This is a genomic window from Asanoa sp. NPDC050611 (assembly GCF_040654855.1).
In the GTDB taxonomy this organism is placed as follows: Bacteria; Actinomycetota; Actinomycetes; order Mycobacteriales; family Micromonosporaceae; genus Asanoa.
The window spans coordinates 1-26,200 of the sequence record NZ_JBFAIU010000076.1 but is presented as its reverse complement, the minus strand read 5'-3'; the positions used below and the strand labels follow the sequence as shown (position 1 = coordinate 26,200).

The window sequence follows — 26,200 nt, the reverse complement described above, 5'->3', positions numbered from 1 at the left end:
CCCGCCGCGGCCGACGGGCTCGCCGGGATCGAGGGCGTGGCAGCGGTGGTCACCCCGACCGATCCCGGCTGGACGGCCGGCGACCGCATCGAGGCGCTGATCACGGCGAGTGCGGCCGGCGGGGCGGTGGCCCGGGAACGGGCCGAGGAACTGGTCCGGCTGGTCGTCGACCTCTACGGCGCCGGACTGGAACGCCTGCTGGAGCTCCTGCACGAGCGGGGAGCGCTCGGCGACGACGTGCTCGACGCGCTCGCCGCCGACGAGCTGGTGGCCAGCCTGCTGCTGGTGCACGGCCTGCACCCGGAGAGCGCGTCGACCCGGGTGGCCACGGCGGCGGCCGGCATGACCCGCGCGGGCTTCGCCACCCCGGACCGTTGGCGCGACGACTGGCAGCGCGACTACACCCGCGCCGAGTGGCTCGACGTGCTGCCGACGCAGGGGCTGTTCACCCGCCTGCCGGCCGACCGCCTCGCCACACTGCTGGCCGAGACCGGCGCGGCCCTCGACGCCCTCGGTGGCGGCTTCACGATGCACTACAGCGCGCTGACGGTCACCGCCGTTTCGGGTTGAGCGCGACCGGCGGCGGACCTGGTGTCTGGCGGGAGCGACGGTCGCGCCCACCGCGGACCCGAGTCCGCTAGACGATGTCGGGTTCGGTCAGCTCAGCCAGCCATTCGGCCGGTGCCGTGCGGACGTCGTCGTCCAGCGGCAGCGCCGAGCGGTCCAGCGCCCGCCGCCACGACAGCGCGCGGCTGACGCGGGTCACCCGGCACGCCAGCGTCGCGGACCGGCGCAGGGCCGCCGGGTCGCCGGGCCAGCCCGACAGGTAGGCGTCGCGCAACCTGAGCAGCTCCGGTGCGCCGGGCTTGAGGTCGAAGGCGTAACCCGCCGACGAGAGCGTGACGAGCAGGGTGCCGAACGGGTGCGCCACGCTCGCGTCGCCCCAGTCGAAGAACCGGCCGCTGGTGAACACGTTGCCGTCGTGCAGGTCGTCGTGTTGCAGCGACGCGCCCAGTCCGTCGGACGCCAGCTCCGCGCACCAGTCCGCGAACGCCGGCGCGACGCCCTGCACCGCGGCGAGCCGCGCCGCGCCGAGGTCGGCGCGGACGGCCGGGTCGGCGAGCAGGTCCGCGAGCAGGCCGGGCAGCGCGGCCGGCCGCACGTCGGGCACGCCGAGGCCGGTCATCTCGTCGGCCCGCGGCGCCAGCGTCCGCTGCAGCTCACCGTAGGTGGCGAGCAGGGCCGCCCAGTCGTCCGGCGTCGGCGCCGACTCGCGCAGGATCGGGCCCGCGTCGGCGGTCAGCAGCCAGCCCCGGTCGGCGTCGATCGCGACCGGCACCAGCACCGACCCGGGCGCCCACCAGGCCAGGGCCGACGCGAGCGCCGCCTCGTAGCGGCAGCCGAACGTGTTGGCCTTGAACCAGAACGGGCCGCGGGCGGTCGGGACGCGCAGGCTCACCGACCACGGCCGCACGCGGGTCAGCTCGATCGGGCCGGTGACCGGCTCGTCGAGGTGGTCGGCGATCCAGGCCTCGGCGGCCGCCCGCCACACCGGGTCGTGCCAGTCGTTGCCGTCCACTGTGGATCCGCTCGGAGCCTCGCGCACGCGGGCAACGCTAGACCGCACGCGGGCCTGGGTGAAACCGGATTTCAGCTCGCGGTCGGCGCGTCCTGGCCGCGGGGCGAACCCTCCGGGCTCTCCTTGCGGCCGTTGGCGAAGGTCACGCCCTCGAACCGCACGTCCACCCGGTCGGCGTAGCGCTTGCCGTTGACCGGGTCGTGCCGCATGAACGTCGGCGCCGCGATCCGCACCGTCACGTCGTAGGGCCCCTCGTCGGGCACCTTCGCGTTGCCGCCGTAGTGGTACAGGAACGGGTGCCACAGGAACGGCAGCTCGACGTTGGTCAGGACCGGCCTGCCGTCGCGCTCGACGTCGACGTGCACCCGCAGGCCCGGCACGAACCGGCCGTCGCCCGCGTCGGCGACCGCGACCTCCAGGTGCACGTTCGCGTCCGGTGCCGCCTCGCGCCAGAGCAGGACGCCGTCCTCGAGCATGTACATGCCCTCCGCGTCCTCGTTGACGAACGCCACGAGGTAGTCGCCGGCCCGGGCGGTCGCGGCGCCGTCCTCGTCGGCCATCGCGCCGATCGCGTGCCCGTACGCGTCACCCTGCTCCCGCGCGACCCGCAGCTCGTCGCGGGTGGCCTCGTTGCTCTCCTCCATCGGCGGGTAGGTCGGTTCGCTCGTCATACCGCGCGGGTACCCACCCGATGGCCCGGAAAACCGCTGGCAGATCACGGACGCCGGGTATGTTCCCGGAAGTATGGAGATCGGAATCATCGGCGCCGGCCACATCGGCGGTACGCTCGCCCGCCGGCTCGGCGCCCTCGGCCACAGCGTGCTCGTGGCCAACTCGCGCGGCCCGGAGTCCCTGGAACAGCTCGAGCGTGAGCCCGGCGTCACGGCCGGCACGATCGCCCAGGCCACCGACCACGACCTGGTGATCATCTCGATCCCGACCAGGGCGGTCCCCGAGCTGCCCCGGGACGCGTTCGCCGGAAAGATCGTCGTGGACACCGACAACTACTACCCGCAGCGCGACGGGCGGATCGCCGAGATCGACCGGGGCACTCCGTCGTCCCGCTGGACCGCGGACCACCTGACCGGCGCCCGCGTCGTCAAGGCGTTCAACACGATCAACTTCCGTCCGCTCGGCGAGGCCGGGGTGCCGGCGGGGACGCCGGGGCGCATCGCGGTGCCGGTCGCGGGCGACGACGCGGAGGCCACGCGGGTCGTCTCCGAGCTGGTCGAGGCGCTCGGGTTCGACGCGGTCGACGGCGGCACCCTCGACGACAGCTGGCGGCAGGAACCCGGCACGCCGGTCTACAACGCGAACCTCGACGCGCCGGCCGCACGCGCGGCCATCGCCGAGGCGACCCGGTAGAGCGCCCATCGGGTACGGCGGGAGGGTGCTCCCGCCGTACCCGATGCTGGGATTTCTAGGGCAGGACCCAGCGCTGGTTGGCGCCGGCGAAGCAGTCCCAGATCTGCAGGCGCGTGCCGTCGGCGCTGTTGTTGTCGCGGACGTCGAGGCACTTGTTGGACTGCGGGTTACGCAGCGTCTGATTGGACTGGCCCTGCCAGACCTGCGCGCCGGAGCCGTTGCAGTCCCACAGCTGCACGTTGGCGCCGTTGGCGGTCGAGCCGCTGGCCACGTCCATGCACTTGCCGAGCGCCCGGACCGTGCCGTCCGTGCCCACCGTCCACGTCTGCGCGTTGGTGCCGTTGCAGGTGTAGAGCTGCACCGCGGCGCCGTTGGCGGTGCTGGCCGCCGCGACGTCGACGCACTTGCCGGCCAGGCCGGTGATCCGGCCGGTGCGCCCGGTCGGCGGGTTGGTGGGGCCGCCACCGCCGGTCGCCACCGTGTAGATGGCGCTGACCAGCGAGTTGGCGTTGTTGGGGTCCTGGGACAGCTCCCAGTTCATGATCCCGCCGGCGTTGGCCATCGCCCACTGCGTCTTGGCGCGCACGGTCGGCAGGCCGTTGTAACACTGCTGGACGCCGCTGATCGTGGCGCAGTCCTGGTTCGCGTACGCCGGGTTCTGCGCGATGATCTGGTTGTACGGAATGCCGCCGGGCCGGCTGTAGAACGGCACACCGACGACCGCCTTGCTCGCCGGCAGCCCACGCGACTTCCACGCGTTGATGTTGTCGATCGTCCAGTTGTAGTTGGCGTGGGGCGAGCCGCCGTCGTACGTCATGATGTTGAGGAAGTCGACGTAGCCGAAGACGGCCGGCTGCACGCCCTGCGCGGTGCCGCCGCCGGAGACCACCGCCGCCGTGAGCAGCTTGCCGCGGCTGTGCATGGCCGAGCTGAGCTGCGACATCAGCGCCGTGAAGTTGTTGCCGCTCGTGCCCGCGTCCGGGTACTCCCAGTCGATGTCGACGCCGTCCAGGTTGTACTGGTTGACCAGGTTGACGACGTTGGTGACGAACGTGGTGCGGGCGCCGGCGTTCCCGGCCATCTGCTCGAAGGCGGAGTCGTTGCCGTCGTTCCAGCCGCCGATCGCGATGAGCACCTTGGTGCTGGCGGCATGGCCCGAGCTGACGATCTGCTGCAGCTTGCTCGGGTTCTCGACGGCGGTCAGTCCGCCGCCGGCCGTGGGCAGCACGAACGCGTAGTTGATGTGGGTCAGCTTGGAGTACTGGATGTTGCCGGCGCTGCCGGCCCAGGAGGGCATGTAGCCGACGCTCTTGAAGCCGTTGGGCAGCACCGCGGCCTGGGCGGGCGACGGCGCGGCCAGCACGGCGAGCGTGCCGGCGGCGACCGCGGTCGCGGTGGCGAGCACGGCCGCGGCGAGTCTTCTGGTCATGGTGGGGGCCTTTCGAGGGCGCGTTCGTTCGTGGAGTCGGGCGGAGGTACGCGCGTCTGCGGCGGGGGTGGGTGGTCCCGCCGATGGGCCTCGAGGTGGCAAAAGCTTAGGAAACTTTACTATTCAAGTCAATGGATGTATTGGGGTGCTGACTAAGCTGTCGACCATGCGCGCTGCCGTCTACTACGAGCCAGGTCCCGCCGCCGACGTGCTGCGGACGGAGGAGATCGAGACGCCGAGCCCCGGGCCGGGCGAGGTGCGGGTGCGCGTCGCGTACTCCGGCGTGAACCCCACCGACTGGAAAGCGCGCTCCGGCATGGTGCCGCAACCCCGCACGCACCACTTCCAGGTGCCCAACCAGGACGGCGCGGGCGTGATCGACGAGGTCGGCCCGGGTGTCGACCCGGCCCGCATCGGCGAGCGGGTGTGGCTCTACATGGCCGCCTACCGCCGGCCCTGGGGCTCGGCGGCGCAGTACACGGTGATCCCGTCGGACCAGGCCGTCCCGCTGCCCGACAACGCGTCCATGCAGCTCGGCGCCACCCTCGGGGTGCCCGCCGTGACCGCGCACCGCTGCCTGTTCGCCGACGGCCCGCTCGAGGGCCGCACGGTGCTGGTGGCGGGCGGCGCCGGCGCGGTCGGCCGCTACGCGATCCAGCAGGCGCTGGCCGCGGGCGCGACCGTGATCAGCACGGTGTCCAGCGAGGCCAAGGCCGAGCTGGCCCGCGAGGCCGGCGCCGTGCACGTGGTGAACTACCGGGCGCCCGGTGCGGGCGACGAGATCCGCGCCGTCGCGCCCGAGGGCGTCGACCGGATCATCGAGGTGGCGCTGGCCAGCAACCTGGTCCTGGACCTCGCGGTCGCCGCGCCGCACTCGACGATCGCCTGCTACGCCGCCGAGCCGCAGCCGGCCGAGCTGACGGTGCGCGAGCTGATGAACCGCAACCTGCTGCTGCGCTTCGTGCTGCTCTACACGATGCCGGAGGAGGCGTTCCCGCAGGCCGCCGCCGACATCACCGCCGCACTCGCCGGCGGCCTGCTCACTCCCCCGCCGACCACGGTCTTCCCACTGGCCGAGGCGGCCGGGGCCCACGACGCGGTGCAGGCGGGCACGGTCGGCAAGGTCCTGATCGCCGTCGACGAAGACGTGCTCTGACTAGGGTGGGCTTGTGGCGTCTGAAGTGCTGGCGGTCGCCGGGCGCGAGGTGACGATCACCAACCCTGACCGGGTGGTGTTCCCCGAGGCCGGCCACACCAAGCTCGACCTGGTCCGCTACTACCTGACCGTGGCCGACGGCGCGCTGCGCGGCGTCGGCGGGCGGCCGATGGTGCTCAAGCGCTTCGTCAAGGGGCTGGGCGAGGAGGCGATCTGGCAGAAGCGGGCACCGGCCAAGCGACCCGACTGGATCGAGGTCGCCGAGCTGCACTACCGCTCCGGCACCTCGGCCGCGGAGACCGTGGTCCGCGACGCCGCCGGGCTCGCCTGGGTGGTCAACCTCGGGTGCATCGACCTCAACCCGCATCCGGTACGCGCGGAGGACCTCGACCATCCCGACGAGCTGCGCGTCGACCTCGACCCGATGCCCGGCGTCGAGTGGGGCCAGATCGTCGACGTGGCCCTGGTCGCCCGCGAGGTGCTCGAGGAGCACGGGCTGACCGCCTGGCCGAAGACCTCCGGGTCGCGCGGCTTCCACATCTACGCCCGGATCGATCCGAACTGGAGCTACCGCGAGGTCCGGCTGGCCGCCGAGACCGTGGCCCGCGAGGTGGAGATCCGGGTGCCGGACCTCGCCACCGCGCGCTGGTGGAAGGAGGAGCGGGAGGGCGTCTTCGTCGACTTCAATCAGAACGCCAAGGACCGCACGGTCGCCTCGGCCTATTCCGTGCGCCCGCTGCCCGATGCCCGGGTCTCCACTCCCCTCACCTGGGACGAGGTGCCCGACTGCCGGCCCGCCGACTTCACGCTGACCACCGTGCTCGACCGCTGGGCGGAGCGCGGCGACGCCTGGACCGGCATCGAGTCGGCCCGCGGCTCGCTGGAGCCGCTGCTCGACCTGGCCCGCCGGCTCGGCCCGGCCGAGAAGCCGCCCAAGGGCGAGGGGCGCCGGCAGCAGACGAGGCCGCTCATCGAGATCGCCCGGTCGAAGACCAAGGACGAGTCGCTCGCGGCGCTCGACCGCTGGAAGCAGCGGCACGCCGCGATCGTCGGCTACCTGCAGCCCGCCGACGTGCTGGTCGACGGGATGCGCGGGCGCAGCTCGATCTGGTACCGGATCCGGGTCAACCTCCAGCACGTGCCCGAGCCGGAGCGGCCGGAACAGGAGCCGCTGGAGGTCGACTACAACCCCTGGGCGCCCGGCTCAGGATCGTGACGCCAGGCCGGCCACGTAGCCCTCGATCGCGGCGCGGACCGGCCGGCTGTTCCAGGCCGCGATCACCTCGTCGACCGAGCCGTCCGCCATCAGGCGGCTCGCCTCGGCGCGCAGCGCCCGCTTCGTCATCGTGAAGCTGGCCGCCGGGATCGCGGCGAACGCCTCGGCCCGTGCGAGCGCCGCCTCGAGCAGCGCGTCGGGCGCGACCACCTCGTCGACGAGCCCGACCGCCGCCGCGTCCGCCGGCTTCAGCGTGCGACCGGTGAGCACCAGCGCGGCGGTACGCGGACCCGTGACGAACCGGATCGCCTCCAGCGCCGCGCCCGGGAACGGCACACCGACCAGCAGTTCTGTCACGCCGATCGTGCCGGCCGACATGAACCGGTAGTCGCAGCCCGCGGCGATCACGCAGCCGCCGGCGATGGCGTGGCCGTTGACGGCGGCGACGATCGGGCGGGGGTGGTCGAACACCGCCCGGAAGACGCCGGCGAGCTCGAGGAGGAACTCGCGGGTGTACGACTCGCCGCCCTCGATCAGCCGCTTGAGGTCGACGCCGGCCGAGAACGCCCGACCCGCGCCGGTGACCACCAGGGCGGGTGCGCTCTCCAGGCCGACGAGGACGGCCGTCAGCTCCCGGAGCGTCTCGAGGTCGAGCACGTTGACCGGGCCGTTCGCGATCGTCACGACCGGGACGGAGCCGCGTTCTTCGACGCTGATCACCGCGTGATCATCCCATCGGCGACCGGGGCGGGTCCAGTGTGGTCGGTGCACAGGTCGGGATCCCTTCGGTCCGGCAGCCGCCCGGTCCGTCGCCGGGGCGGAGGAGGAACCAGCCGAGCAGTGCGACGACGGCGACGACCGCCAGTGCGGCGAGCCCGGCGCGGAACAGCCTGCGGTCCGGCGGTCGCGTCGCCGCGGCGCCGCCCGGCCAGTCGACCGGCACGGCCCGCGACGGCAGCGCGCGGAACGCCTCCTCACCGGCCAGGAACTCGCGGTACGCGGCGAGCGCCGGGCCGAGCGCGCGGTCCAGGTCGGCCTCGGGCGGTGGCGAGGTGGTGGTGCCGGTGCGGGCCAGGCCGTACATCATCAGCAGGGGTCGGCCCTGTTCGTCCCGCAGCGGGCGCCCGTCCGCCGTGGTCAGCGGGTGGGTGCGGTAGGCGACCGTGAGCCGGGCCCCGCTGGCCGTGGTCAGCGCCCGCACCCGCGCCGGGCCGCCGGTCGGGCCGGGGCTGAGCGACTCGACCAGCACGCCGTACTCCGTGGAGATGATCTCCGGGGCGAGCACCGTGCTGTAGTCGCGGCGCCGGCCTGCCGCGACCGCGACGGGCCACACGCGCCCGGTCACGGCGTCCCGCCGAGGCGGGAGCTGGACAGCCGGCCCTCCAGCACGTCGACCCGGCTGCGGAACTCGCGGATCACCTTGCGCTGGGCGAGCTGGAACTCCTCGATGTGCGCCTCGGCCTCGTCGAGCAGCCGGGCGACCTGGGCGTCGTGGCCGGCCGCCGCCTGTTCCTGACGGCGGATCACGTCGGCGGCGGCCAGCCCGACCAGCGAGGAGTAGAGCGGGTTCAGCGCGCCGATCACCCGGTTGCCGGACCGGATCAGGGTCGCGCCGAGCTCCGCGAACGCCTCGCCGGACGACCGCCGGGTCGCCCGCCGCAGCCGGGCGAACTCGGCGGACAGCTTGGCCTGGTCGAGCCGGAGCATGATCTGCTCGAAGACGTCCAGTACGACGGCGGCCAGCGGCACGTCCACATTGGTGGGTTCGAGCAGCCCGTCCGGCAGCTTGGTCATCGCGCCGGACTCGTCCAGCTCGGCGAACGCCGGGCCGACGGCGGAGACCGGGACGATCCGGACCACGCGGCGCGCGCTGTGCTCCTGGACGAGGTCGCGGAAGCCCTGGTTGGTCATGAGCAGCTTGCGTACGGTGCGCAGCCGGCCGTCCTCGTCGGCGTCGACGTCGCGGAGCAGGTCCCACTTGGTGATGACGAAGGTGACCGGCTTCTCCACCACCAGCATGCGGCTGATCATCGCGGTCAGCGCGTGCTGGAGGCCCATCTGGCCCTCGCGCCGCCCGTCGACCCACTGCCGCACGCGGTGCCCGTCGATGACCGCGACCAGCGCGTCGGCGCGCTCGATCCGGTCGTCGAGGTCCTTCCACAGCGTGGAGCCCGGCTCGGGCGGCGAGGTCAGCAGCGTCCCGGCGTAGTCGAGATAGCTGAGCTTGAGCACCGTGTGCAGCGCGCCCGAACTGCCGCGGGTGCGCACGTCGAAGGTGAACTCGCGGGTGTCGGCGGTCACCGTGCCGGCCGGCCAGTCCCGGCCCGGGTCCTCGACCTCCGTGAACCACTGGTTGAGCAGCGCCACCTGCTCCCGGGGAGCGGCGAGGAAGTAGCCGCGCCCGCCCCAGGTCTGCATCTGGTGGTACATGCTGGCGAGCAGCAGCGTCTTGCCCGATCCGCGCGGCCCGAGGGTGACGACCCGGAACGTGGGCACACCGTCGTCGCCGCGCGGTGCGGGCGCCGCGGGCCGGCGGCGGCGCCGACCCACGAGGACGGCTGCCACGACCACGGCGGCGAGCAGTGCCAGGGTGAACACAGTCATGCCACCCGGACGCCGGCGACCCCCGTGTTGATACCTGTCAGGTCGTGCCGCGCGGCACCGACTGGCGGGCCGCGAGCGCCGCGCCCCGCGCGCCGGCCATGTCGAGGTCGGGGACGAGGGCGAACGTCGCCACCTGCTTCTGCTCGTCGCGCAGGCTGGTGTGCCGCTCGACCTGCTCGAGGAACCACTGGCCGAACGCCGCGCCCGCCTGGACCACGCCGCCGCCGACGAAGTAGGCGTCCGGGTCGGTGAAGTTGGCGGCGATGGTGAACAGGCGGCCGATCGCCATGGCCTGCTGCTCGAAGATCCTGCGGGCGAGCGGGTCGCCCGCCTCACCCAGGCCCCGGACCAGCTTGGCCGCCGTGGCCAGCGAGGCCTCCTTGGCCAGCGGGTGGTCGGGATACCTCGCCAGCCAGTACGGCAGCAGGTTGCGTTCGATGCCGGTCAGCGAGGCCACGCTCTCGGCGTCGCCGTCGAAGCCGCAGTTGCAGTCCGGCAGCGGCTGGCCCACGTCGAGCAGGCCCCGCATCGGGATGTGCACATGCCCCAGCTCACCGGCCATGCCGGCCGCGCCGGAGACGATCCGGCCGGCCTCGATCACACCGCCGCCGAGCCCGGTGCCGACGATCGCCGAGACCGACGACCGGGTGGGCCCCATGAGTCCGAAGTGGACGTGGTGCGCGTACAGCGCGGCGGCGTTGCCGTCGTTGTTGTAGACGACCGGCAGCCCGAGCCGCTCCTCGAGCGCGCCCCGCACGTCGAACCCCCGCCAGGCCGGGTCGACGAAGTTCGTGGAGCCCTTGGCCGAGATGACGCCGGTGGCGCTGGCCGGGCCCGGGGTGTCCAGCCCGACGGAGCGCACGGCCGCCCGGGGCACGCCGGTCTGCGTGAGCACGTTGTCGAACGCCTCGGCGAGCGCCCGGACCGCGACGACCGGGCCTTCCTTGACCCGGCTCGGGCTCTCCAGCAGGCCCTCGACCAGGAAGTCGCCGGCCGAGTCGAGCACGGTCGCGTTGTTGGCATTGCCGCCGTTGTCGAGGCCGACGACCACCCACCGGTCACCCTCGACCGCCCGCACGCTGTCGCTCATCAGCCGATCGTGCCACGGGTACGGGCTACCCGCGCTCCTCCGGTCGCCGCAGGCGCTTGACCTCTCCGCGCCTCTTCTTGTCAGCGATCCGGCGCTCCTTGGCGCCCCGTGACGGGCGGGTCGCGCGGCGTGGTGGCGGCGGCGCCTCGATGGCCCGGGCGACCAGCGCCGCCAGCCGGGCCAGCGCGGCCTCGCGGTTGCGCAGCTGGGCCCGGTGCTCCGAGGCGGCGACGGTGAGCACGCCGCCGACCAGACGGTTGGCCAGCCGCTCGCGGGCGCGGTCCTTGAGCACGGGACCGAGCGCGCTGGTCGCGTCGAGGTCCCAGCTCAGCTCGACACGGGAGTCGGCGGTGTTGACACCCTGACCGCCGGGCCCGGACGAGCGGGAGAACCGCCAGTGGAGCTCGGCCTCGGGGATCTCCACGCCGGGGCGGATGGTCAGGGGTGCCATGCGGCCAGGATAGACTTGACAGTGCTTATATAAGTGCTGTTACATCGTACGCCGTGGCAGACCTTCTCGACAGCAGCCACTGGGGACCCGTCTGGGCGCTGCTGCACGGCATGGACCGCGAGATCGCGGCGCTGTACGACGAGGCCGGCATCGGCGACGTGCGCACCCGGTTCGTCGGGCCGATGATCCAGCTGTCCCGGCACGAGCCGCTGACGATCCAGCAGCTGGCCGACCGGACATCGGTGACCCACTCGGCGATGAGCCAGACCGTGGCCGCGATGCGCCGGGCCGGGCTCGTCGAGGACGCGGACAACGTCGACGGGCGGACCCGGCGCATCAAGCTCTCCCCCCGCGGCGCTTCGTTGGTGCCCTTCCTGGCGGCGGAGTGGCGGGCCACCGAGACCACGGTGCGTGAGCTGGACGCGGAGCTGCCGTACCCGCTGACCCGCGTGGTCGAGGACATCAGGCGGGCGCTGGAACAGCGGTCGTTCGCGGACCGGCTGCGCGCCAACTTCAAGCCGTGAAGGGCGCGCTGCTCGACCTGCGCCCGCTGCGCCACGCCACGTTCCGCCGGCTGTGGCTGGGCAAGACCCTGTCCGGCTTCGGCGGGCAGTTCGGCGGCTTCGCCGTCGTCTTCTACGTCTGGGACCAGACGCACAACCCGGCGCTGGTCGGCCTGCTCGGCCTGGTGACGGCGGTGCCGCTGGTCGCGGTGGCCCTGCTCGGCAGCGCGTTCGTCGACCACGTCGACCGGCGGCGGATGGCCGCGGGCGCGACCTGGGGCCTGCTGGCCACCAGCCTGCTGATGGCGGTCACCGCGGTCACCGCGTCGCCGGTCGGCGTGATGCTCGCGCTGGCCGCCGTGCACTCGGCGCTGTCCGCGCTGTCGGCGCCGGCGCTGCGCGCGTTCGTCCCGCTGCTGCTGCCGCCCGAGCGGCTGGCCGCCGGGCTCGCCCTCAACCACCTGTCGTTCCAGCTCGCGATGCTGCTCGGCCCGGCCTGCGCCGGCGTGGTCGTGGCCTTCGCGGGCGCACCCGTGTGCTTCGTGGTCGACGCGGCGTCGTTCGGGGCGGCGCTGTTCGGGATCGCGGGACTGCCGCGGGTGACCGGCACGTCGTCGGGCGGTGCCGGTCTGCGGGCGGTGCGGGACGGGATCGCCTTCGCGGTACGCACGCGGCCGGTGGCGGGCGCGCTGCTGGCGGACCTCTGCGCCACGCTGCTGGCGATGCCGGTCGCCCTGTTCCCGGTGGTGAACCAGGAGAAGTTCGGCGGCTCGCCGACCACCCTGGGCCTGTTCCTGACCGCGATCGGCGTCGGCGGCGCGATCGCGTCTCTCTTGTCGGGCGCGGCGACCCGCCTCCCCCGGCCGGGCATGGTGCTGCTGGCCGGCGGCCTGGTCTGGGGCGGCGCGCTGGCACTGGCGGGTGTGGTCTCGACGCTGCCGGCGGTGCTGACCTGCCTGGCCCTGGCGGGCGCGGCCGACACGTGGGCGGTGGTGGCCCGGGGCACGGTCGTGCAATCGTCCACACCGGACGCCTACCTGGGGCGGGTGGCGGCCTTGGAACACGTGGTCGGGGTGGCGGGTCCGGAGCTGGGCAACCTGCGGGCGGGCCTGGTCGCGTCCGCCACCTCGGGCGGCGCGGCGTTGGTGATCGGGGGCCTGACGTGCCTGGCCGGCACGGCCGCGTTGGCGGCCCTCAGCCGGCCGCTGCGCAGAGCAACTGTCCTAGCACCAGCGGCGGCCGGCCAGCCAACACCGTGAATTCCCGCAACGCGTGCCGTGCGGCGACGGCGAGCGCGGGATCGTCGAACACGTCGCCGGCCAACACGACGACCCCGATCCCGGTCTCGTCGGCACGCCGGCGCGCCTGCTCGGCAACGATCGCGACCAGGGTGGCCCGCACGCGGTTGTCCATCACCGCCGCGGGCACACCGGCCCGAAGGTCCGCGACGACCGCCCGGACGATGCCGCCCGGATCGAGACCCCGCGTGGGATAGGGCTGGTCTCCGTCGACGCCGCCCGCCCCGCGCGGTGCGGCATTCACCGCGTTCCCCGCCCGGACCGGCCCGCCGGAATCCCCACCTCCCGTTGGATACGGCTCGGGACTGATTACACCGCTTGTCGCCTCGGGATCGTGAGGCGCGGCCGGGCCGTGCAGGTCGGCGATCGCGGCCAGCAGCAGGCCGACGCTCGAGGTGGCGCCGCAGCCGAAGCCAGAGTCCAGTTGGTTGGCCAGGATTCGGCGTTCGCGGGTCGAGCACGCGCGGACCGGCGGCAGGTCCAAATCCCAGGGCACGCCCGCGTGGCGGAGGTGGGCCAGCGCGGTGCGGTGCGGTCGGGTAGTGCCCACGCAGCGCACGTACTCAAGGTGAGCCGGCCGGCGAAAGCCCTTGTAGCCCGCCACCAGCACCTCGCCGCCCCAGACGGCGCCGTCCGGGCCGTAGCCGCCGCCGTCGAAGGCGAAGCCGATCACCTGTTCGTCCACGCCCAACCCGTGCGCGGCCATCGTCGCGGCGATCAGGGCGTGGTGTCGGGACACCGGGCGCAACCGGAGGCCGGCACGGGCCGCCCAGCCGCGGGCCGGGTCGCCGGGGTGCAGGTCGACGGCGGCCAGTTCCGGTGTGACTCCCGCGGCCGCGCACAGGCCCGCGAGCGCGTCGTCGTGGCTCGCGAACTCGCCGAGCCAGGCGCGTCGGCCGGCGCCGATGGCCGCCCACCCCGCGCCCAGGGCGAGCGTCGGCGCCACCGCCCAGGGCAACGCGACCACCACACCGGGATTCTCCACACCGATCGCGTACGCCGTGGTGCTTATTAATGCTTACCGCTCCACCGCCCGGCCGATTGACCGATGATCAACTGCGCCCCAGAATTCGCCGGTGACCGATACCTGCCCCACCTGCGCCGTGCCGCTGGCCGTCGAGGAGGACGAGCCGCCGTGGTGCCCGCGCTGCGAGTGGAACCTCGACGCGCTCGCCCCGATCGAGCACTCGACCTGGTTCTACCGCCAGATCCGCACCCGTGACCACCGCGCCGGTTTCCGGGCCGACAAGCTGCTCGCCACCGGCACACCGGTCCGGCCCGGCGGCGGCCACGGGCTGTTGGTGGCGGTCTCCGCGGTGCTGCTCGCGGTGCCGGCGGCGGCCGTCGTCGCGGCCATCTGGCTGCTGGTCGCCGGGCCGGTGGTGATCGGCCTGCTGCTGCTCCTCGTGGCGTACCTGGTGCGGCCCCGGCTCGGGCGGGTCAGGACCATCCTCAAGGGTCTCTACCGGCTCGACGCCGACCGCGCACCCGCGCTGCACGCCCTCATCGACCGCGTCGCGGCGGCGACGGGCGCGCCGCGCCCCGACATCGTCGCGGTGGAACCCGGGCTGTGGGGCGCGTGGACGACGGTCGCCGGCATCCGGCAACGCCGGATCCTGACGCTCGGCATCCCGTTGGTGGCCAGCGTCGAGCGCGGCGAGCTGGTCGCGTTGCTCGGGCACGAGCTGGGCCACTTCGCGAACCGGGACTCCCGCCGCCGGATGCTGACCATGCCGGCCCGGGTCACGTTCGGGCACATCGCCAGCGGCCTGCGGCCGAGCCGGGTGTCCGGTATGGAGCGTGACCTGCTCGGCCTGTACCTGATCGTCTACGAGGTGTGGCGCCTCGTGAGTGGAATGCTGTCGTGGCTCGCGTTCGCGGTGCACGCGACGATCCACGTCTCGGCGGCGCGCGACGACCGGCGCGCCGAACAGGAGGCCGACCGGCTCGCCGTGCGGGCCGCCGGGCGCGCGGCGACGCTGGGTCTGCTGGACGCGACGGCCGCGTTCCCGCTGTTCCACGGCGCGATCAGCGGTGTCGCGCGCAAGGGCTACGCGATGGCCGAGTGGCGCGAGCGGGTCGCGCTGAGCCGGGCCCGCAACGAGAGCCGGACGGGCACGCTGCGCCAGCTCACGATCCGCACGGAGGCGTCGCTGTTCAGCAGCCACCCGTCGACCGGCCGCCGGCACCAGTTCGTCTCGGCGCTGCCGGACACGGCGCCCGCGGTGACCGTCAACGACGCGGAGTGGGCGACGGTCGTCCGCGAGCTGGCGCCGTACGCCGAAACGCTGCGCAAGGAGCTGGCCGAGCAGTACGAGATGTGAGCGTCGTCAGAACGCCGGCGTCGCGTACACCATCCGTCGCCGAACGTCATGAACCCGGACCAGTAGGGGAGGTCCTCGGGTCCGACCGGCGCGGTGCGCCGCACCGGTGTGCCGAGGGTGCCCGTGCTGCCGCTCGGCGCGGTCGACCGCCAGCAGGTCGCCGTTGTCGTTCTGGTCGGGCACGTCCGTGCCGTGGCTGCGGTTGAGGTAGTACGTGCTCCCGTGCGCGACCACGCCCTGCACGTTCGGGACCGGCAACCGGTACGCACTGTTCGCCTTCCACCGCCCGTCCGGCGAGATCGCGGGCAGGCCGCTGAGCGAGTCCAGCGGCCAGTTCGCGACGCGACCGGTCCTGTTCGGGTCGTTGCCGTTGGCACCGGCGTCGCCGCCGTTGGTGCCGCTGTCGACCGGGTCGAAGCAGAAGCTGTAGACGGCGTCGAGGTTGCGCTCCTTCGTGTCGACCGCGCCGGGGGGTTGCAGATGGCGCCCTGCCCGGACATGGCGGTGCCGTCGCGGCTGGCCTGCGCCAGGGTGTTCTGCACGCCGAGCTTCGGCGGCTGGGCGTCGAGCTCCTGCACGCGCTGGGTCAGCGCGGTGGCGTTGCTCGCGGGCCGCAGGTCGAAGTCACCGAGCTTCGGCGCCGGTGGCGCGGCGGCGGATGCGGTAGCGGCCGGCGCTCGTGGCATCGAAGCCTCAGAGCTTATGCCTCATAGATCGAAATTCGTCGCATAGATCACGACCGGCGTGCCGCGGCCGTTGACGGTGGATTTCTCCAGGTGGAGGCCGATCTTCTCGGCCACACGCCGGGACGGGCGGTTGTCGGGGTGCACGATCGCGATCAGGCGGTCGGTGCCGACGACGTCGCGGGCGTGGTCACGGCAGGCCGCCGCCGCCTCGGTCGCGAGGCCACGACCCTGGAGCCCACTTCTCACGTGGTAGCCCACCTCGACGTCGGTCACGCCGTCGATCGTCTGGGGCGTCAGGCCGCAGTCACCGACGAACTCACCGGTCTCCCGCAGCGAGACGATCCACAGCCCGTGGCCGTGGTCGCGATAGAGCCGCCGGTTCCAGGCGATCCAGTCGCCGGCTTCCGACCGGGTGTACGGACGTGGGTAGTAGCCCATCACCGCGGGGTCACCGAGCAGCGCGGCCATGTCGTCGAGGTCGTCGTCCGTCATCTCGCGGAACGCGAGGCGTGCTGTCGCCGGGGGTACGGTCACCAGCCGCACCCTACCGACGGTGACCCACCGCGAACCTGGCAGCGCAGCGTTGTCTGGCGGGAGCGACGGTCGCGCCCACGACGGACCCGAGCCCAGCGGTTGTGGTCTTGTCGAACCGTCCCTCAGATCGGTTCGGCGACGACGTCCGCGGCGCGGGCCGTGATGCGGGTGCCGTCGGTCAGGATGACGTCGACCAGGCCGGCCTCGTCAGCGACGCTGACGCCGAAGACCGGCGCGCCGGACAGGTCCGGCCCGGCTTCGGGCGAACGGCGGTTGCGCGGTGGGCGGTAGACCCAGCGGACCTCGCTCGCAGCGTTGTTCGTGTTCACCCGCACCGCCCCCGTCTCACTGCACTGCGCTCCATTTTGGCGGGCTGCGGCGGCTGGTCAGGTCGCGGCGCGCCGGGCCAACCGCGCGGCGCGCAACGTGAGATAGCGCTGCTCGGCGGCGCTGGTGGCGCGGGCGGCGGCGGCCCGGTAGTGGTCGAGCGCGGTGGCCTGGTCGCCGGCCAGCTCGTGGAGGTGGGCGCGGACCGCGTGGAGCCGGTGGTGGTGGTCGGGCAGCCGCCGGTCGAGTTCGGCGAGCATGGCCAGGCCGGCGGCGGGGCCGTCGACCATCGCGGTCGCCACCGCGTGGTTGAGGGTGACGACGGGGCTCGCGGTCATCCGTTCGAGCACGCCGTAGAGCGCGCGGATCTGCGGCCAGTCGGTGTCGGCGGCGCGCTCGGCCCGGTCGTGGAGGGCGGCGATGGCGGCCTGGAGCTGGTACTCGCCCACGCTGCCCTGGCGGAAGGCCGCGTCGAGCAGCCGGGTGCCCTCCTTGATCAACGCCTGGTCCCAGCGGGTGCGGTCCTGCTCGTCCAGGGGCACGAGGTCGCCGTCCGCCGTGGCGCGGGCCGGGCGGCGGGCCTCGCTGAGCAGCATCAGGGCGAGGAGGCCGGCGCTCTCGGTGTCGTCCGGGCGCTGGATCATGCGGGTCAGGCGGATGGCCTCGGCGGAGAGCTCCCGCCGCCGCAGGTGACCGGCGTTGAAGATCAGGTAAAGGACGCGACGGGCTTCGGGGGTGACCTCCCGGCGGTCCTGGATGCCGACGTCACGGATGATCTTCTTGGCGCGGCTGATCCTTCGCGTCATGGTCTCCTCGGGCACGAGGAACGCCTCGGCGATCTCCGCCGTGCTCAGGCCGCCGACGGCACGCAGGGTGAGCGCGATCGCCGACGCGGGGGGCAGGGCGGGATGACAACACATGAGGAGTACGGCCAGCGAGTCGTCGCGGTCGACGGGCCGCGCGGGTTCGGCCGGCTCCCGGGCGGCGACGAGCGCCTCGCGCCGCCGCCGGGCCTGCTCCCCGCGGACCTGGTCGACGAGCTTGCGCTCACCGGCACGGATGAGCCACCCGCGCGGGTTGTCGGGAACGCCGTCGCCGGGCCAGCACGCGGCGGCGGCGATGAGCGCCTCCTGGGTGGCGTCCTCGGCGGCGGCGAAGTCGCCACAGCGCCTGGTGAGCACGCCGACGACCTGCGGCGCGAGGCCGCGCAGCAGGTCGGTCAGCTCGTCGTTCATCCCAGCAGCAGATCGAAGTCCGCGTCGCCCATGACCCGCCGAACCCCGATCGGCTGCCGCTGCGGCCGCCCACCGGGCCCGGGCACCGCGGAGATCCGGGCCGCGATCTCGATCGCCCGCTCCTCGGAGTCGACGTCGACGAGCTGATAGCCGGCGAGCATCTCCTTGAACTCGGCGTACGGCCCATCGGTGACCACCGGCGCGTTACGCCCGTCGGACCGGACGACCTTGGCCAGCTCGGGCCCGGTCAACGCCTCCTGGGTGACGAGCTCGCCGCTCTGCAGCAACTCCTCCCGCAGGGCGGCGTAGTAGTCCATGTGCGCCTTGACCTCGTCGGGCGTCCAGTCGGTCATGGGCTCGGTCACGTCGCCACCGTCGTAGTCGACGATCAGCAGGTACTTGGTCATGATGCGCTCCTCCTCGGGTCTGCCTTTCTACCCGACGGACGAAGCGGCCGCCCGCTTCCGGACACATCTCGGTCGGCTGCTGCCGCTGATTTCGACGCACATCTGCTGCGGCCTGGTTCGGCTCGGCCTCCGCGCCCTGCTGCAACGAGCCTGGGCCATCGGGACATGGCAGCTGCGGGCGGCCGTGATTTGGCTCAAGGAGCGACCATGACCGCCAGACCTGGCCGGACTTCCAACCAGCCGGACCTCTGTGGGATGAAGGCGGGCCCTGGGTCCGGCCGCGACCGCCAAACCAGGCCGTCGGCCGTGGGCCACGGCGGCTTTGCTAAGCAATGCAGGCGGTCGATTCGCCAAATTGCCGCGTCGGACGCGAGCCCGGTGAGACGCGGCCGCCACGTGCCAGCAACGAAGAGCGCGGACACTCGCCAGGCGGGGTCGGACCCGGTTTGAAGCGCACGCAGCGCAACCAGATGATGCGACGACCGATCGGACCGGGTCACGTGGCTGTGCCGCGGATCGTCCAGGCTCGGGCCGTCAGGCGGATCGAGCCGTCGGGGGTCGCCGGCAGTCGGGAGCGGAGCAGATCCCGCAGGCGGTTGCGGTCGCTCGGCTCGAGGTGGGCGACGAAGCCCGGCGCCGGCCCCTGGCCGCCCAGGAACGGGGTCCAGTAGTCGTCGAAACCCGTGAAGACCGTCGGGATCGAGACCGCGTCGACCGTCACGCCGGACAGGCCGGCGCCGATCCACAGTGTACGGAGCGGGTCCGGGCGGCAGACCGAGGCGAACCGTTCCAGCTCGTCCGGTGCGGTCGGGTCGATCTTCGCCGCCGCGGACCAGAAGTAGCGCAGCATCTCCATGCCGTCGCCGTAGTCCCAGACGTACGCCGCGACCGTGCCGCCCGGCACCGTCACCCGCGTCATCTCGGCGACCGCCCGTCGCGGTTCCGCGACGAAGTTGAGCGCCAGGCCGCTCACCGCGAGGTCGAAAACGCCGTCCGGCAGCGGCAGCGCGGTCGCGTCGGCGACGCGGAAGAGCGCCCGGGGGTCACCGACCCGGTCGGCGGCCGCGGTCACGAACGCCGGGGAACTGTCCACACCGGTCACTTGGGTGGGCGCGGTGGCGGCGAGCACGGCACCGCTCAACGCCCCGGTGCCGCAACCCACGTCAAGCCAGCGCCGCCCCGCCGGCGCCGTCAGCCAACGCACGAACAGCGGCGCCACGCGCCGGCTCCACCGGCCCATGTAGGCGTCGTACGCGTCCCGTTCCGACCATCTGTCGCCCAGCACGGGGGCAACAGTATCCGGCAATTGCCATCGATTGCCCCCGATCGAGTGAACGGATTTCGCATCCGTCACCCCCCCCGACTCTCAGCGACCCACCCGGGTGTCCCGCGTGTGGGTGTAAGGGGTACTCCGGCGGGTCGCACCCACAAGGCGGAGCGTCCGGAAGACCCGCAACCGGCCCCCGCCGCCGGTGGCCGCGACCAGCTCGAGCAGGACCGGTCGCTCGTGCGGCGGTACGCAGGCAAGAATGATGACCAACGGCAGCACGGCCGAAGCCAACTCGACCAGCACGACGACGCCGACGAACGCCGCCACCGCGGCGATGATCGCGATGTCCGTCATGGCGATGCTCAGCTTCCGCTGACGACGACGGCGACCACCAGCACGAACGCCACCCCGGCGGCGAACGCCACGCCGACGATGGCGGCCAACGCCCGGACAAGCGGCTCCACCGGCACCAGCGCCTGCCGCGCGGCTCGCAGCGCCAGCAGCAGCACGACCGCGGCGCCGGCCAGATACACATAGGGGTAGTCGTCGAACGACGTCCACAGGTCCGCAAGACTCACGATGATCACCTCACACCGTCGGGCCGAGCGAGCGTTCAGGTATTCACTATCCATGATCGACATTCAAGGTCACATGCACGTATTCACCAGGCGCGAATTCAACTGCTCAAAACGGGGCTAGAGTGCCATATGGCTGAGTGGTAGCGTCCATATCGCGGCCTAGCGGTTCGCTGTCTCCACGCCAGCAATCCCACATAGGACCTCGAACGGGCGAATCGGTCGGCGCGGGCGATTGACTATCCGATGATCTTGAATGAGACTCCGGCAAGTGAATATGCCTATGAGCGAGCTTGACCTGCGGGTCATTTCCACCACCGGTTGCACGGGCGGCAGCTGCCCGACCATTTACGAGAGCGGTCGCGGCACGATCGTCGTGCAGGGATACACGGTCCCGGCCGAAGCGTCGGGCGTGGCCGTTCCCGCCGGTGAGCAGCTCGTCGAGATTCCCGTCGAGGTCCTGAGGAGTGCCGCCCGCGCGATGTCGTGAACCGGCTTCGCGTCCACCACGGAGAAGGGAGCGCTCTGTGTCCCCTACGCATGGCGCTCACTTCGACTCGGACGACTCGCTCGGCCCGACCCTGGCCCGCCTACGCCGGGCAAAGAACCTGACCGGCCGTGAGCTGGGCAAGCTCGTGGGCATGAGCCAGCCGAAGATCTCGCGGCTGGAGAACGGTGTGGGCCTGCCCGACCCCGCCGACATCGAGCGCGTGGCGCGGGCCCTGGACGCGCCCGACGAACTCGTGCGCCATCTCGTGGCGCGCGCCGAGCACGCGCAGAACATGATGACCGACTGGCGGGCGTTCACCGTGTCGCTCCCCGGACGCCAACAAGACATGGGCGAGATCGAGGCCCGACTCACCGAACTGCGGGTGTTCCAACCGACGGTGGTCCCTGGCCTGTTACAGACGAGTGAGTACGCCCGCGCGGTGCTCACCAGCTACCAACACGTGATCACTCCGCTCGACGCCGCCGCCCACGCCGTTGTGGCCGAAGCCGTGGCGGCGCGGATGGCCCGCCAGGAGATCCTCACCTACCCGGAGCGACGCTTCCATTTCCTGATCATGGAGGCGGTCCTCGAGAGCCGGGTGTGCGCGCCCGAATACATGCCGGCGCAGATCCAACGGCTGCGCGAGGTCGCCAAGCAGGAGAACGTCACCGTCGGGCTGCTTCCGACCGACTCCGACGTACGGATCCTCCCGATGAGTGGCTTCGTGTTGGTCGACGACGACGTCGTCATCATCGACCTGCTCAACACGTCGATATCGACGGGCGGAAAGCGGGACACCGCGGCTTACCGGCAGGCCTTCGACGCGCTCACGGAGGCGGCGATCACGGACATCGACCCGCTGCTCGACCGGCACATGGACCGCTACCTGCGGGCGATGCGACACGGCCGCTGAAACGCCACTCTTGCCGGCCTCGCGGGTGTGCTCCTACCGTCAGAACATGACTGGACACGCGAAGTCACCTCCCCCCGATCCGGAGAAGACCGAGCTGGCGACCGTCGCAACGTTGGCGTGTGGCGGTGGAAGCTGTCCGACGATCTACCGCGCCGGCGACGGCACCTACGTGGTGCAGGGGCGGGCGGTGGATCCCGCGGCCGCCGGCATCGCGCTGGCGGCCGACGAGGTGCTGGTCGCCGTCCCCGAGGCTCTCGTAGCCCGCCTGTTGGAGGCCGGGCGCCAGGCCGGGTGACCTGGCGCCCGACGGTCGGTTACGCCGGTTCGATCCAGATGTTGCGGTAGCGGACCGGGTTCGTGTGGTCCTGTAGGCGGATCGGGCCCGGAGTGTTCGCCTCCGCCGCTCCCCCACCCGTCGGGCCGTTGACGGCCACGTTGTTGTGCACCGTCACCCCGTTCCAGACCACCGTCATCCGCGCGTCCTCGGTCTTCGTGGAGCCGTTGAACCGGGCCGCCCGGAACGTGATCTCGTACGTCTGCCACGTCTCCGGTGCCGTCGCCGCGTTCACGTCCGCGGCCTTCTTCTGGTAGATCGCCGCCGCTTCGTCGTTGCCCAGTGACGTGTCGCCGAACGAGTCCAGGACCTGCAGCTCATAGCGGTCCTGTTGATACACGCCGCTGTTGGCCCGGGCCTGGCCCGTCACCTCCGGACCGTACAACGGGAGCCAGAACTCCACGTGCAGCTTGTAGTCGCCGTAGCTCTGCCGCGTCCGGATGTCGCCGCCGTTGACCTGCATGCCGCCGCCCGTGATCGTCCACGTCGGGTTGCGGCCGTCCGTGTGCTGCCAGTTCGCCGTCATCGACGCCGCGGTGCCGTCGAAGAGGACCGTGCGGGCCGGGCCGCCCGAGCCGCCGTACACCTCCAGCTCGTAGATCCGGGCCGCGCCGTCGCCGGAGCTGGTCGGTGTCTGCACGTTCAGCCGCACGTAGCGGGCCTGCACCGCGGTGAACGTGTGCGTCGTCGTCGAAGCCGTGTTGCCCGTCACCGTGGCCACTGTGGACCATGACGTGCCGTTCGTCGAGACCTGCAGGTTGAAGTCCCGCGTGTTCCACGCCGCGTTCTCGCCTCCGGCGGCCGCGTGCTTGAGCACGACCCGGTTCACCGACGTGGCCGCGCCGAGGTCGACCTGCATCCACTTCGACGAGCCGAGCGAGCACCACTTGTCGGTGTTGCCACCGGTGACGCTGCCGTTGACCGCCTTCGCCGGGCCTTCGTTCGACGCGCACGCGCTGTCCGATGTGGCCGGCTTGTTGAGCGCCAGGTTGACCGACGGCCCGCCGGTCACCGTGATGTGGTCGAGGTTCACGTGCCCGATGTCACCAGGGTCCACCTTGTATGCGATGGTGTTCGCGCCCGCGTTCAGGTTGACCGGGTCCGTCTTCGTCGCCCACGTGTCCCAGTTGTTGGTGAACGGCAGGCCGACCTGGCGCACCTTCGTGCCGTTGACGTACAACGAGACGGTCTTGGTTCCGGTCCCGCCGTTGGGACCGTTGGAATACCGCAGGTTCACGTCGTACGCACCGGCGGCCGCCGCCGAGACGGAGAAGGTGGTCGTCGCGCCCTGTGTGCCGTAGCCCGCCACGAAGCCCGAGCCGGTGTAGTTCAGGTGGTCGGACGCCACGATGGCGCCACCCGACAGCACCGCCGACTCGGCCTCCAGCACGCCGCCCGGCTGTTGCGGGCCGCCCACGAGCGCGTTGAGCGTGTACCACGCCTCCGTGCTCCACAGCTCCTGGCCGTTCGCCGCCGTGAACGGGCGCGGCGACCGCACGTACACCACGCGCCCCGCCTGCAGGCCGTTGACCTTCAGCGTCACCTTGCGGCCGTCGGCCGACGCGACGGCCGAGGCGACCGACAGCGTCTGCTCGTCGACCTTCGGGCCGCCGTAGTTCTGTGTCGGCACGTACCGCCACTGCTTGACCGTGTACGTCGTGGCCAGGGAGGCGATGGTCGCCGCCGACACCGGCTGCGTGTACTCGAGCTCGAACCCGCCGGTGATCGCCCGCATCGCGAGGATGTCGAACGCGTTGCCGCCGTTCGGGGTCAGCTTCTGCAGCCCGTACTTCAGCTTGCCCTCCTGGCCCCAGTTGCCGTCCGCGCCGAGGCCGCCGACGTAGATGGCGCCGTTCGGGCCGATCGACGTGCGCAGCACGCCCATCTCCAGGCCCTGCGTGTGCCGGAACAGCGCGCCCTGGTACTCACCGTTGACCTTCTCCAGGTACGCCCGCTGCAGGCCGCCGTAGGTCACGTCACCGATCAGCATCTGTCCGGCGAAGGGTCCGGAAGAGACCATCACGGGCGTGCTCGGCGAGTTGGCGATCTCGTTCTGCGGCATCCACAGCACGGGCTGCGTCACCGGCTGGTTCTGGAACGGCCCCGGCGGGTTCATGTTGAGGTTGAAGAACCGGTCCTGTTTGATGTGCAGTAGCTTCGACGACGGCAGCCAGTCACCCTGGTTGTCGGTGACGAAGATGCCACCCTCCGGACCCCAACCGATGCCGTCGGGCGTACGCAGGCCGCCCGCGACGTAGTGGACGGCGCCCGTGTTCTTGTCGACCCGGATCGTCGTGCCGCGGTTCGGCGCCGGCTGCGGGTTCGTGGTCGCGCCGCCGTAGTTGATGGAGATGGAAAGGTTCAGGTAGAAGTACGGCGCCTGGTAGAGCAGCCCGAACGCGAACTCGTGGAAGTTGCCGCCCCACGGCCAGGTCGCGACCTGCCGGTAGTTGTCGGTCACCCCGTCACCGTTGGTGTCGTTGAGCTCCACGAGCCGGTGCTTCTCCGAGACGTAGAGCTTCCCGTCGACGTACTTGATGCCCATCGGCTCCCGCAGCCCCTGCGCGATCCGCTGGTAGGTCACCTGGGCCGGCGCGGTCGCGTTCTGCACGTTCGACAGCAGGTAGACCTCGCCGGCCACGGTCTCGCTGCCGCCCCACGTGGTGATCGCGAGCCGGCCGTCGGGCAGCCAGTCCATTGCGGACACCTGCGGCTGGAAGCCGCTCGGCCGCAGGTTGGTCAGCGTGTAGTTCGGGTGCACGGCGTTCAGCGGCAGGCCGTCGCCGGGTGAGTCCGTGATGCCCTCGCATTCCTTGCGGCCCGGCGAGGTGACGCGCACGACGCCGGCGTCCGTGGAGAGCACGCTGTTGGGGACCAGGACGAACGACGAGGATCCGGGCGTGCGCCAGTCGAGCGTGATCTGCTGGTCGACGGTCCGCTCGAAGTGCTCGATCAGCAGCGAGTGGTAGCCGGTGCTGAGGGTGACGGTGCCCTCCTTCGGCGGCTGGGCGCCGTGCAGGCCGTCGTGGTCGATCACCAGGCTGTTGTCGATCAGCATGCGGGAGCCGTCGTCGCTGGTCAGCCGGAACGTGTACGAACCGGCGGTGGCGATGTTGATGTTGCCGATCACCTGCGTGGAGAAGTTGTCGCTGAACCCGCCGAAGTCGGCGGTCGACGTCCAGTTGATCGTGGGCATCAGCTTGTCCACATTGGGCGTCTGGCCGGGTTTGAGGTCGCAGATCTCGCTGAGCGGCACCTGCGTGTCGAAGACCCGCAGGGTGACACCGGGCTCCTGCGGCGGCGGCGCGACGGCGGCGTTCGCCGGCGCCGGCGCGACCAGCAGCCCGCCGACCAGCAGGCCGGCCGCCGCGAACCAGGACAGTGGGGATAACCGGGATCTCATGGTTCCTCCGGGACGGTAGAGGGACCGAGGTGACCCATCGACAAGCGTCACCACGTGCGCACACGGTAGGGGTCTTCCGGGTCACCTGTCCATATCTAAACTTCGATGCGACAGAACTTCCGTCCAACCGAGCAGAAGTAGCACCGAAGCCACCGAAAGGGTCGTCGGTGCCGACGGCGGCCGTTACCGAGGGCTACCGTTGTGCGAAGAACGACGTCGTACGGGGGGAACGTCATGATCGTCGTTACCGGTGCGTCCGGTGTGCTGGGCCGGATGGTGATCGACGAACTGCTGCTGCGGGTGCCGGCGGCTCAGGTGGTGGCGGCCGCGCACAGCCCGGAGAGGGTCAACGACCTGGCCGACCGCGGCATCGACGTGCGGCTGGCCGACTTCGACCGGCCGATGACGCTGCGCACCGCGTTCGACGGCGCCGACCGGGTGCTGTTGATCTCGGGTCCGGTGCCGGGGGTTCGGCTGCGCCAGCACCGGGCCGCGGTGGACGCCGCGCGGGCGACGGGCGCCGGCTTCCTCGCGTACACCAGCGTCGCGCATGCCGACGACACCCCGATCCCGGTGCCGGACCACGAGCGGACCGAGCGCTACATCGCCGAGAGCGGCATTCCGTACAGCTTCCTGCGCAACAACTGGTACAGCGAGGTCTACATCCCGGTCGCCCGGCGGGCGGCGGTGACGGGCGAGGTGATCGGCGCCTCGGGCGGCGGCCGGATCGCCTCGGCGCCGCGGGCCGACTACGCCGCCGCGGCGGCCGCGGTGCTGGCCGGCGAGGGTCACGAGAACAGCGTCTACGAGCTGGCCGGCGACAGCGCCTTCACCAAGGCGGAGCTGGCCGACCTCGTCAGCGACCTGTCCGGCGACCCGGTGACCTACCGCGACCTGACCGCGGCCGGCTACCGGGACGCCCTGGTCGCCCAGGACGTTCCGGAGCCCGCGGCCGCGTTCGAGGCGAAGGTCGACGAGGGCATCGCGGCCGGCGCGCTGGCCGACACCCCG

29 protein-coding genes and 1 pseudogene are annotated in these 26,200 nt (G+C 72.1%); 12 read left to right on the top strand and 18 right to left on the bottom strand.

Annotated elements, in window-relative coordinates:
• A pseudogene (locus AB0H87_RS14775) lies at positions 1-570 on the top strand (hypothetical protein); the annotation flags it as partial.
• Positions 571-637: 67 nt separating this feature from the next.
• Here the strand turns inward: AB0H87_RS14775 and AB0H87_RS14770 are convergent.
• Positions 638-1,606, bottom strand: a complete 969-nt coding sequence (locus AB0H87_RS14770; RefSeq protein WP_360144414.1) for a phosphotransferase — start codon at positions 1,604-1,606, stop codon at positions 638-640.
• A 44-nt stretch (positions 1,607-1,650) separates the two neighbouring features.
• Positions 1,651-2,250 (bottom strand): iron transporter, encoded by a 600-nt coding sequence (locus AB0H87_RS14765; RefSeq protein ID WP_360144411.1) that lies wholly within the window; start codon positions 2,248-2,250, stop codon positions 1,651-1,653.
• A gap of 73 nt (positions 2,251-2,323) precedes the next feature.
• On the opposite strand from AB0H87_RS14765, the gene AB0H87_RS14760 reads away from it, so the two are divergent.
• Positions 2,324-2,944 carry an NAD(P)-binding domain-containing protein gene (locus AB0H87_RS14760; protein WP_360144408.1) on the top strand — a complete coding sequence of 207 codons (621 nt, stop codon included), beginning with the start codon at positions 2,324-2,326 and terminating at the stop codon, positions 2,942-2,944.
• A 55-nt stretch (positions 2,945-2,999) separates the two neighbouring features.
• On the opposite strand, the gene AB0H87_RS14755 is transcribed toward AB0H87_RS14760, so the two are convergent.
• A complete protein-coding gene (locus tag AB0H87_RS14755; RefSeq protein WP_360144405.1) occupies positions 3,000-4,373 on the bottom strand; it encodes a glycosyl hydrolase family 18 protein in 1,374 nt (457 codons plus the stop codon).
• Positions 4,374-4,539: 166 nt separating this feature from the next.
• On the opposite strand from AB0H87_RS14755, the gene AB0H87_RS14750 reads away from it, so the two are divergent.
• Positions 4,540-5,529 (top strand): NADPH:quinone reductase, encoded by a 990-nt coding sequence (locus AB0H87_RS14750; protein ID WP_360144402.1) that lies wholly within the window; start codon positions 4,540-4,542, stop codon positions 5,527-5,529.
• Positions 5,530-5,542: 13 nt separating this feature from the next.
• Entirely contained in the window at positions 5,543-6,745 is a 1,203-nt protein-coding gene (locus AB0H87_RS14745) for a DNA polymerase domain-containing protein (protein ID WP_360144399.1), read from the top strand.
• On the opposite strand, the gene AB0H87_RS14740 is transcribed toward AB0H87_RS14745, so the two are convergent.
• The 5 genes from AB0H87_RS14740 to arfB are packed head-to-tail and all read right to left on the bottom strand — an operon-like array spanning position 6,734 to position 10,890.
• Positions 6,734-7,465: an enoyl-CoA hydratase/isomerase family protein gene (locus AB0H87_RS14740; RefSeq protein ID WP_360144396.1), complete on the bottom strand. Its 732-nt coding sequence runs from the start codon at positions 7,463-7,465 to the stop codon at positions 6,734-6,736. The genes AB0H87_RS14745 and AB0H87_RS14740 overlap by 12 nt on opposite strands.
• A 7-nt stretch (positions 7,466-7,472) precedes the next feature.
• A complete protein-coding gene (locus tag AB0H87_RS14735; RefSeq protein ID WP_360144393.1) occupies positions 7,473-8,090 on the bottom strand; it encodes a hypothetical protein in 618 nt (205 codons plus the stop codon).
• Positions 8,087-9,349 (bottom strand): GTPase domain-containing protein, encoded by a 1,263-nt coding sequence (locus tag AB0H87_RS14730; RefSeq protein ID WP_360144390.1) that lies wholly within the window; start codon positions 9,347-9,349, stop codon positions 8,087-8,089. The genes AB0H87_RS14735 and AB0H87_RS14730 overlap by 4 nt, the downstream gene beginning before the upstream one ends.
• A gap of 37 nt (positions 9,350-9,386) precedes the next feature.
• Positions 9,387-10,439, bottom strand: coding sequence for an ROK family protein (locus tag AB0H87_RS14725; protein ID WP_360144387.1), 1,053 nt, complete (start codon positions 10,437-10,439; stop codon positions 9,387-9,389).
• A 25-nt stretch (positions 10,440-10,464) separates the two neighbouring features.
• A complete protein-coding gene (gene arfB / locus AB0H87_RS14720) occupies positions 10,465-10,890 on the bottom strand; it encodes an alternative ribosome rescue aminoacyl-tRNA hydrolase ArfB (protein ID WP_360144384.1) in 426 nt (141 codons plus the stop codon).
• A gap of 53 nt (positions 10,891-10,943) precedes the next feature.
• On the opposite strand from arfB, the gene AB0H87_RS14715 reads away from it, so the two are divergent.
• Together AB0H87_RS14715 and AB0H87_RS14710 are read left to right on the top strand one after the other, a co-directional pair.
• On the top strand, positions 10,944-11,414 hold the full coding sequence (locus AB0H87_RS14715) for a MarR family transcriptional regulator (protein WP_360144381.1): 471 nt from the start codon (positions 10,944-10,946) through the stop codon (positions 11,412-11,414).
• Positions 11,411-12,652, top strand: a complete 1,242-nt coding sequence (locus AB0H87_RS14710; RefSeq protein WP_360144378.1) for an MFS transporter — start codon at positions 11,411-11,413, stop codon at positions 12,650-12,652. Before AB0H87_RS14715 ends, AB0H87_RS14710 begins: the two co-directional genes overlap by 4 nt.
• Here AB0H87_RS14710 and AB0H87_RS14705 read toward each other — a convergent pair.
• A complete protein-coding gene (locus AB0H87_RS14705) occupies positions 12,588-13,676 on the bottom strand; it encodes a hypothetical protein (RefSeq protein WP_360144375.1) in 1,089 nt (362 codons plus the stop codon). The two genes, AB0H87_RS14710 and AB0H87_RS14705, sit on opposite strands and share 65 nt — an antisense overlap.
• A gap of 91 nt (positions 13,677-13,767) precedes the next feature.
• On the opposite strand from AB0H87_RS14705, the gene AB0H87_RS14700 reads away from it, so the two are divergent.
• Positions 13,768-15,015: a M48 family metallopeptidase gene (locus tag AB0H87_RS14700; protein WP_360144372.1), complete on the top strand. Its 1,248-nt coding sequence runs from the start codon at positions 13,768-13,770 to the stop codon at positions 15,013-15,015.
• A gap of 6 nt (positions 15,016-15,021) precedes the next feature.
• Here the strand turns inward: AB0H87_RS14700 and AB0H87_RS14695 are convergent, their stop codons facing one another.
• A complete protein-coding gene (locus AB0H87_RS14695; RefSeq protein WP_360144369.1) occupies positions 15,022-15,249 on the bottom strand; it encodes a hypothetical protein in 228 nt (75 codons plus the stop codon).
• Between AB0H87_RS14695 and AB0H87_RS14690 the strand changes: the two genes are divergently transcribed.
• Positions 15,230-15,445, top strand: a complete 216-nt coding sequence (locus AB0H87_RS14690) for a hypothetical protein (protein ID WP_360144366.1) — start codon at positions 15,230-15,232, stop codon at positions 15,443-15,445. The two genes, AB0H87_RS14695 and AB0H87_RS14690, sit on opposite strands and share 20 nt — an antisense overlap.
• A 277-nt stretch (positions 15,446-15,722) precedes the next feature.
• Here AB0H87_RS14690 and AB0H87_RS14685 read toward each other — a convergent pair whose 3' ends face one another.
• The 7 genes from AB0H87_RS14685 to AB0H87_RS14655 all read right to left on the bottom strand — a co-directional run bounded on the left by AB0H87_RS14685 (position 15,723) and on the right by AB0H87_RS14655 (position 20,052).
• Positions 15,723-16,235 carry a GNAT family N-acetyltransferase gene (locus AB0H87_RS14685; protein WP_360144363.1) on the bottom strand — a complete coding sequence of 171 codons (513 nt, stop codon included), beginning with the start codon at positions 16,233-16,235 and terminating at the stop codon, positions 15,723-15,725.
• 122 nt (positions 16,236-16,357) lie between these two features.
• Complete coding sequence (locus tag AB0H87_RS14680; RefSeq protein WP_360144360.1) at positions 16,358-16,564, bottom strand: hypothetical protein; 207 nt, start codon at positions 16,562-16,564, stop codon at positions 16,358-16,360.
• Between the two features lie 57 nt (positions 16,565-16,621).
• On the bottom strand, positions 16,622-17,797 hold the full coding sequence (locus AB0H87_RS14675; protein ID WP_360144357.1) for a sigma-70 family RNA polymerase sigma factor: 1,176 nt from the start codon (positions 17,795-17,797) through the stop codon (positions 16,622-16,624).
• Positions 17,794-18,204, bottom strand: a complete 411-nt coding sequence (locus tag AB0H87_RS14670) for a YciI family protein (protein WP_360144354.1) — start codon at positions 18,202-18,204, stop codon at positions 17,794-17,796. Before AB0H87_RS14670 ends, AB0H87_RS14675 begins: the two co-directional genes overlap by 4 nt.
• A 496-nt stretch (positions 18,205-18,700) precedes the next feature.
• Positions 18,701-19,489 (bottom strand): class I SAM-dependent methyltransferase, encoded by a 789-nt coding sequence (locus tag AB0H87_RS14665; RefSeq protein ID WP_360144351.1) that lies wholly within the window; start codon positions 19,487-19,489, stop codon positions 18,701-18,703.
• Positions 19,490-19,570: 81 nt separating this feature from the next.
• Positions 19,571-19,828: a hypothetical protein gene (locus AB0H87_RS14660; RefSeq protein ID WP_360144348.1), complete on the bottom strand. Its 258-nt coding sequence runs from the start codon at positions 19,826-19,828 to the stop codon at positions 19,571-19,573.
• Between the two features lie 8 nt (positions 19,829-19,836).
• Positions 19,837-20,052 (bottom strand): hypothetical protein, encoded by a 216-nt coding sequence (locus tag AB0H87_RS14655; RefSeq protein WP_360144345.1) that lies wholly within the window; start codon positions 20,050-20,052, stop codon positions 19,837-19,839.
• 280 nt (positions 20,053-20,332) lie between these two features.
• On the opposite strand from AB0H87_RS14655, the gene AB0H87_RS14650 reads away from it, so the two are divergent.
• The 3 genes from AB0H87_RS14650 to AB0H87_RS14640 are packed head-to-tail and all read left to right on the top strand — an operon-like array spanning position 20,333 to position 21,747.
• Entirely contained in the window at positions 20,333-20,539 is a 207-nt protein-coding gene (locus AB0H87_RS14650) for a hypothetical protein (RefSeq protein ID WP_360144342.1), read from the top strand.
• A gap of 37 nt (positions 20,540-20,576) precedes the next feature.
• On the top strand, positions 20,577-21,452 hold the full coding sequence (locus tag AB0H87_RS14645) for a helix-turn-helix transcriptional regulator (RefSeq protein ID WP_360144339.1): 876 nt from the start codon (positions 20,577-20,579) through the stop codon (positions 21,450-21,452).
• A 46-nt stretch (positions 21,453-21,498) separates the two neighbouring features.
• Positions 21,499-21,747 carry a hypothetical protein gene (locus AB0H87_RS14640; protein WP_360144336.1) on the top strand — a complete coding sequence of 83 codons (249 nt, stop codon included), beginning with the start codon at positions 21,499-21,501 and terminating at the stop codon, positions 21,745-21,747.
• 19 nt (positions 21,748-21,766) lie between these two features.
• Here AB0H87_RS14640 and AB0H87_RS14635 read toward each other — a convergent pair whose 3' ends face one another.
• A complete protein-coding gene (locus tag AB0H87_RS14635; protein ID WP_360144333.1) occupies positions 21,767-25,189 on the bottom strand; it encodes a family 16 glycoside hydrolase in 3,423 nt (1,140 codons plus the stop codon).
• A gap of 234 nt (positions 25,190-25,423) precedes the next feature.
• On the opposite strand from AB0H87_RS14635, the gene AB0H87_RS14630 reads away from it, so the two are divergent.
• The coding region (locus AB0H87_RS14630) for an NAD(P)H-binding protein (RefSeq protein ID WP_360144330.1) at positions 25,424-26,200 on the top strand (777 nt) is incomplete at its 3' end.

Coding starts and splice junctions, on each gene's coding strand:
- AB0H87_RS14755 (WP_360144405.1), bottom strand. CDS start 4,373: ATGACCAGAAGACTCGCCGCGGCCGTGCTCGCCACCGCGACCGCGGTC.
- arfB (WP_360144384.1), bottom strand. CDS start 10,890: ATGGCACCCCTGACCATCCGCCCCGGCGTGGAGATCCCCGAGGCCGAG.
- AB0H87_RS14670 (WP_360144354.1), bottom strand. CDS start 18,204: ATGACCAAGTACCTGCTGATCGTCGACTACGACGGTGGCGACGTGACC.
- AB0H87_RS14765 (WP_360144411.1), bottom strand. CDS start 2,250: ATGACGAGCGAACCGACCTACCCGCCGATGGAGGAGAGCAACGAGGCC.
- AB0H87_RS14675 (WP_360144357.1), bottom strand. CDS start 17,797: ATGAACGACGAGCTGACCGACCTGCTGCGCGGCCTCGCGCCGCAGGTC.
- AB0H87_RS14660 (WP_360144348.1), bottom strand. CDS start 19,828: ATGACGGACATCGCGATCATCGCCGCGGTGGCGGCGTTCGTCGGCGTC.
- AB0H87_RS14635 (WP_360144333.1), bottom strand. CDS start 25,189: ATGAGATCCCGGTTATCCCCACTGTCCTGGTTCGCGGCGGCCGGCCTG.
- AB0H87_RS14760 (WP_360144408.1), top strand. CDS start 2,324: ATGGAGATCGGAATCATCGGCGCCGGCCACATCGGCGGTACGCTCGCC.
- AB0H87_RS14650 (WP_360144342.1), top strand. CDS start 20,333: ATGAGCGAGCTTGACCTGCGGGTCATTTCCACCACCGGTTGCACGGGC.
- AB0H87_RS14730 (WP_360144390.1), bottom strand. CDS start 9,349: ATGACTGTGTTCACCCTGGCACTGCTCGCCGCCGTGGTCGTGGCAGCC.
- AB0H87_RS14640 (WP_360144336.1), top strand. CDS start 21,499: ATGACTGGACACGCGAAGTCACCTCCCCCCGATCCGGAGAAGACCGAG.
- AB0H87_RS14750 (WP_360144402.1), top strand. CDS start 4,540: ATGCGCGCTGCCGTCTACTACGAGCCAGGTCCCGCCGCCGACGTGCTG.
- AB0H87_RS14725 (WP_360144387.1), bottom strand. CDS start 10,439: ATGAGCGACAGCGTGCGGGCGGTCGAGGGTGACCGGTGGGTGGTCGTC.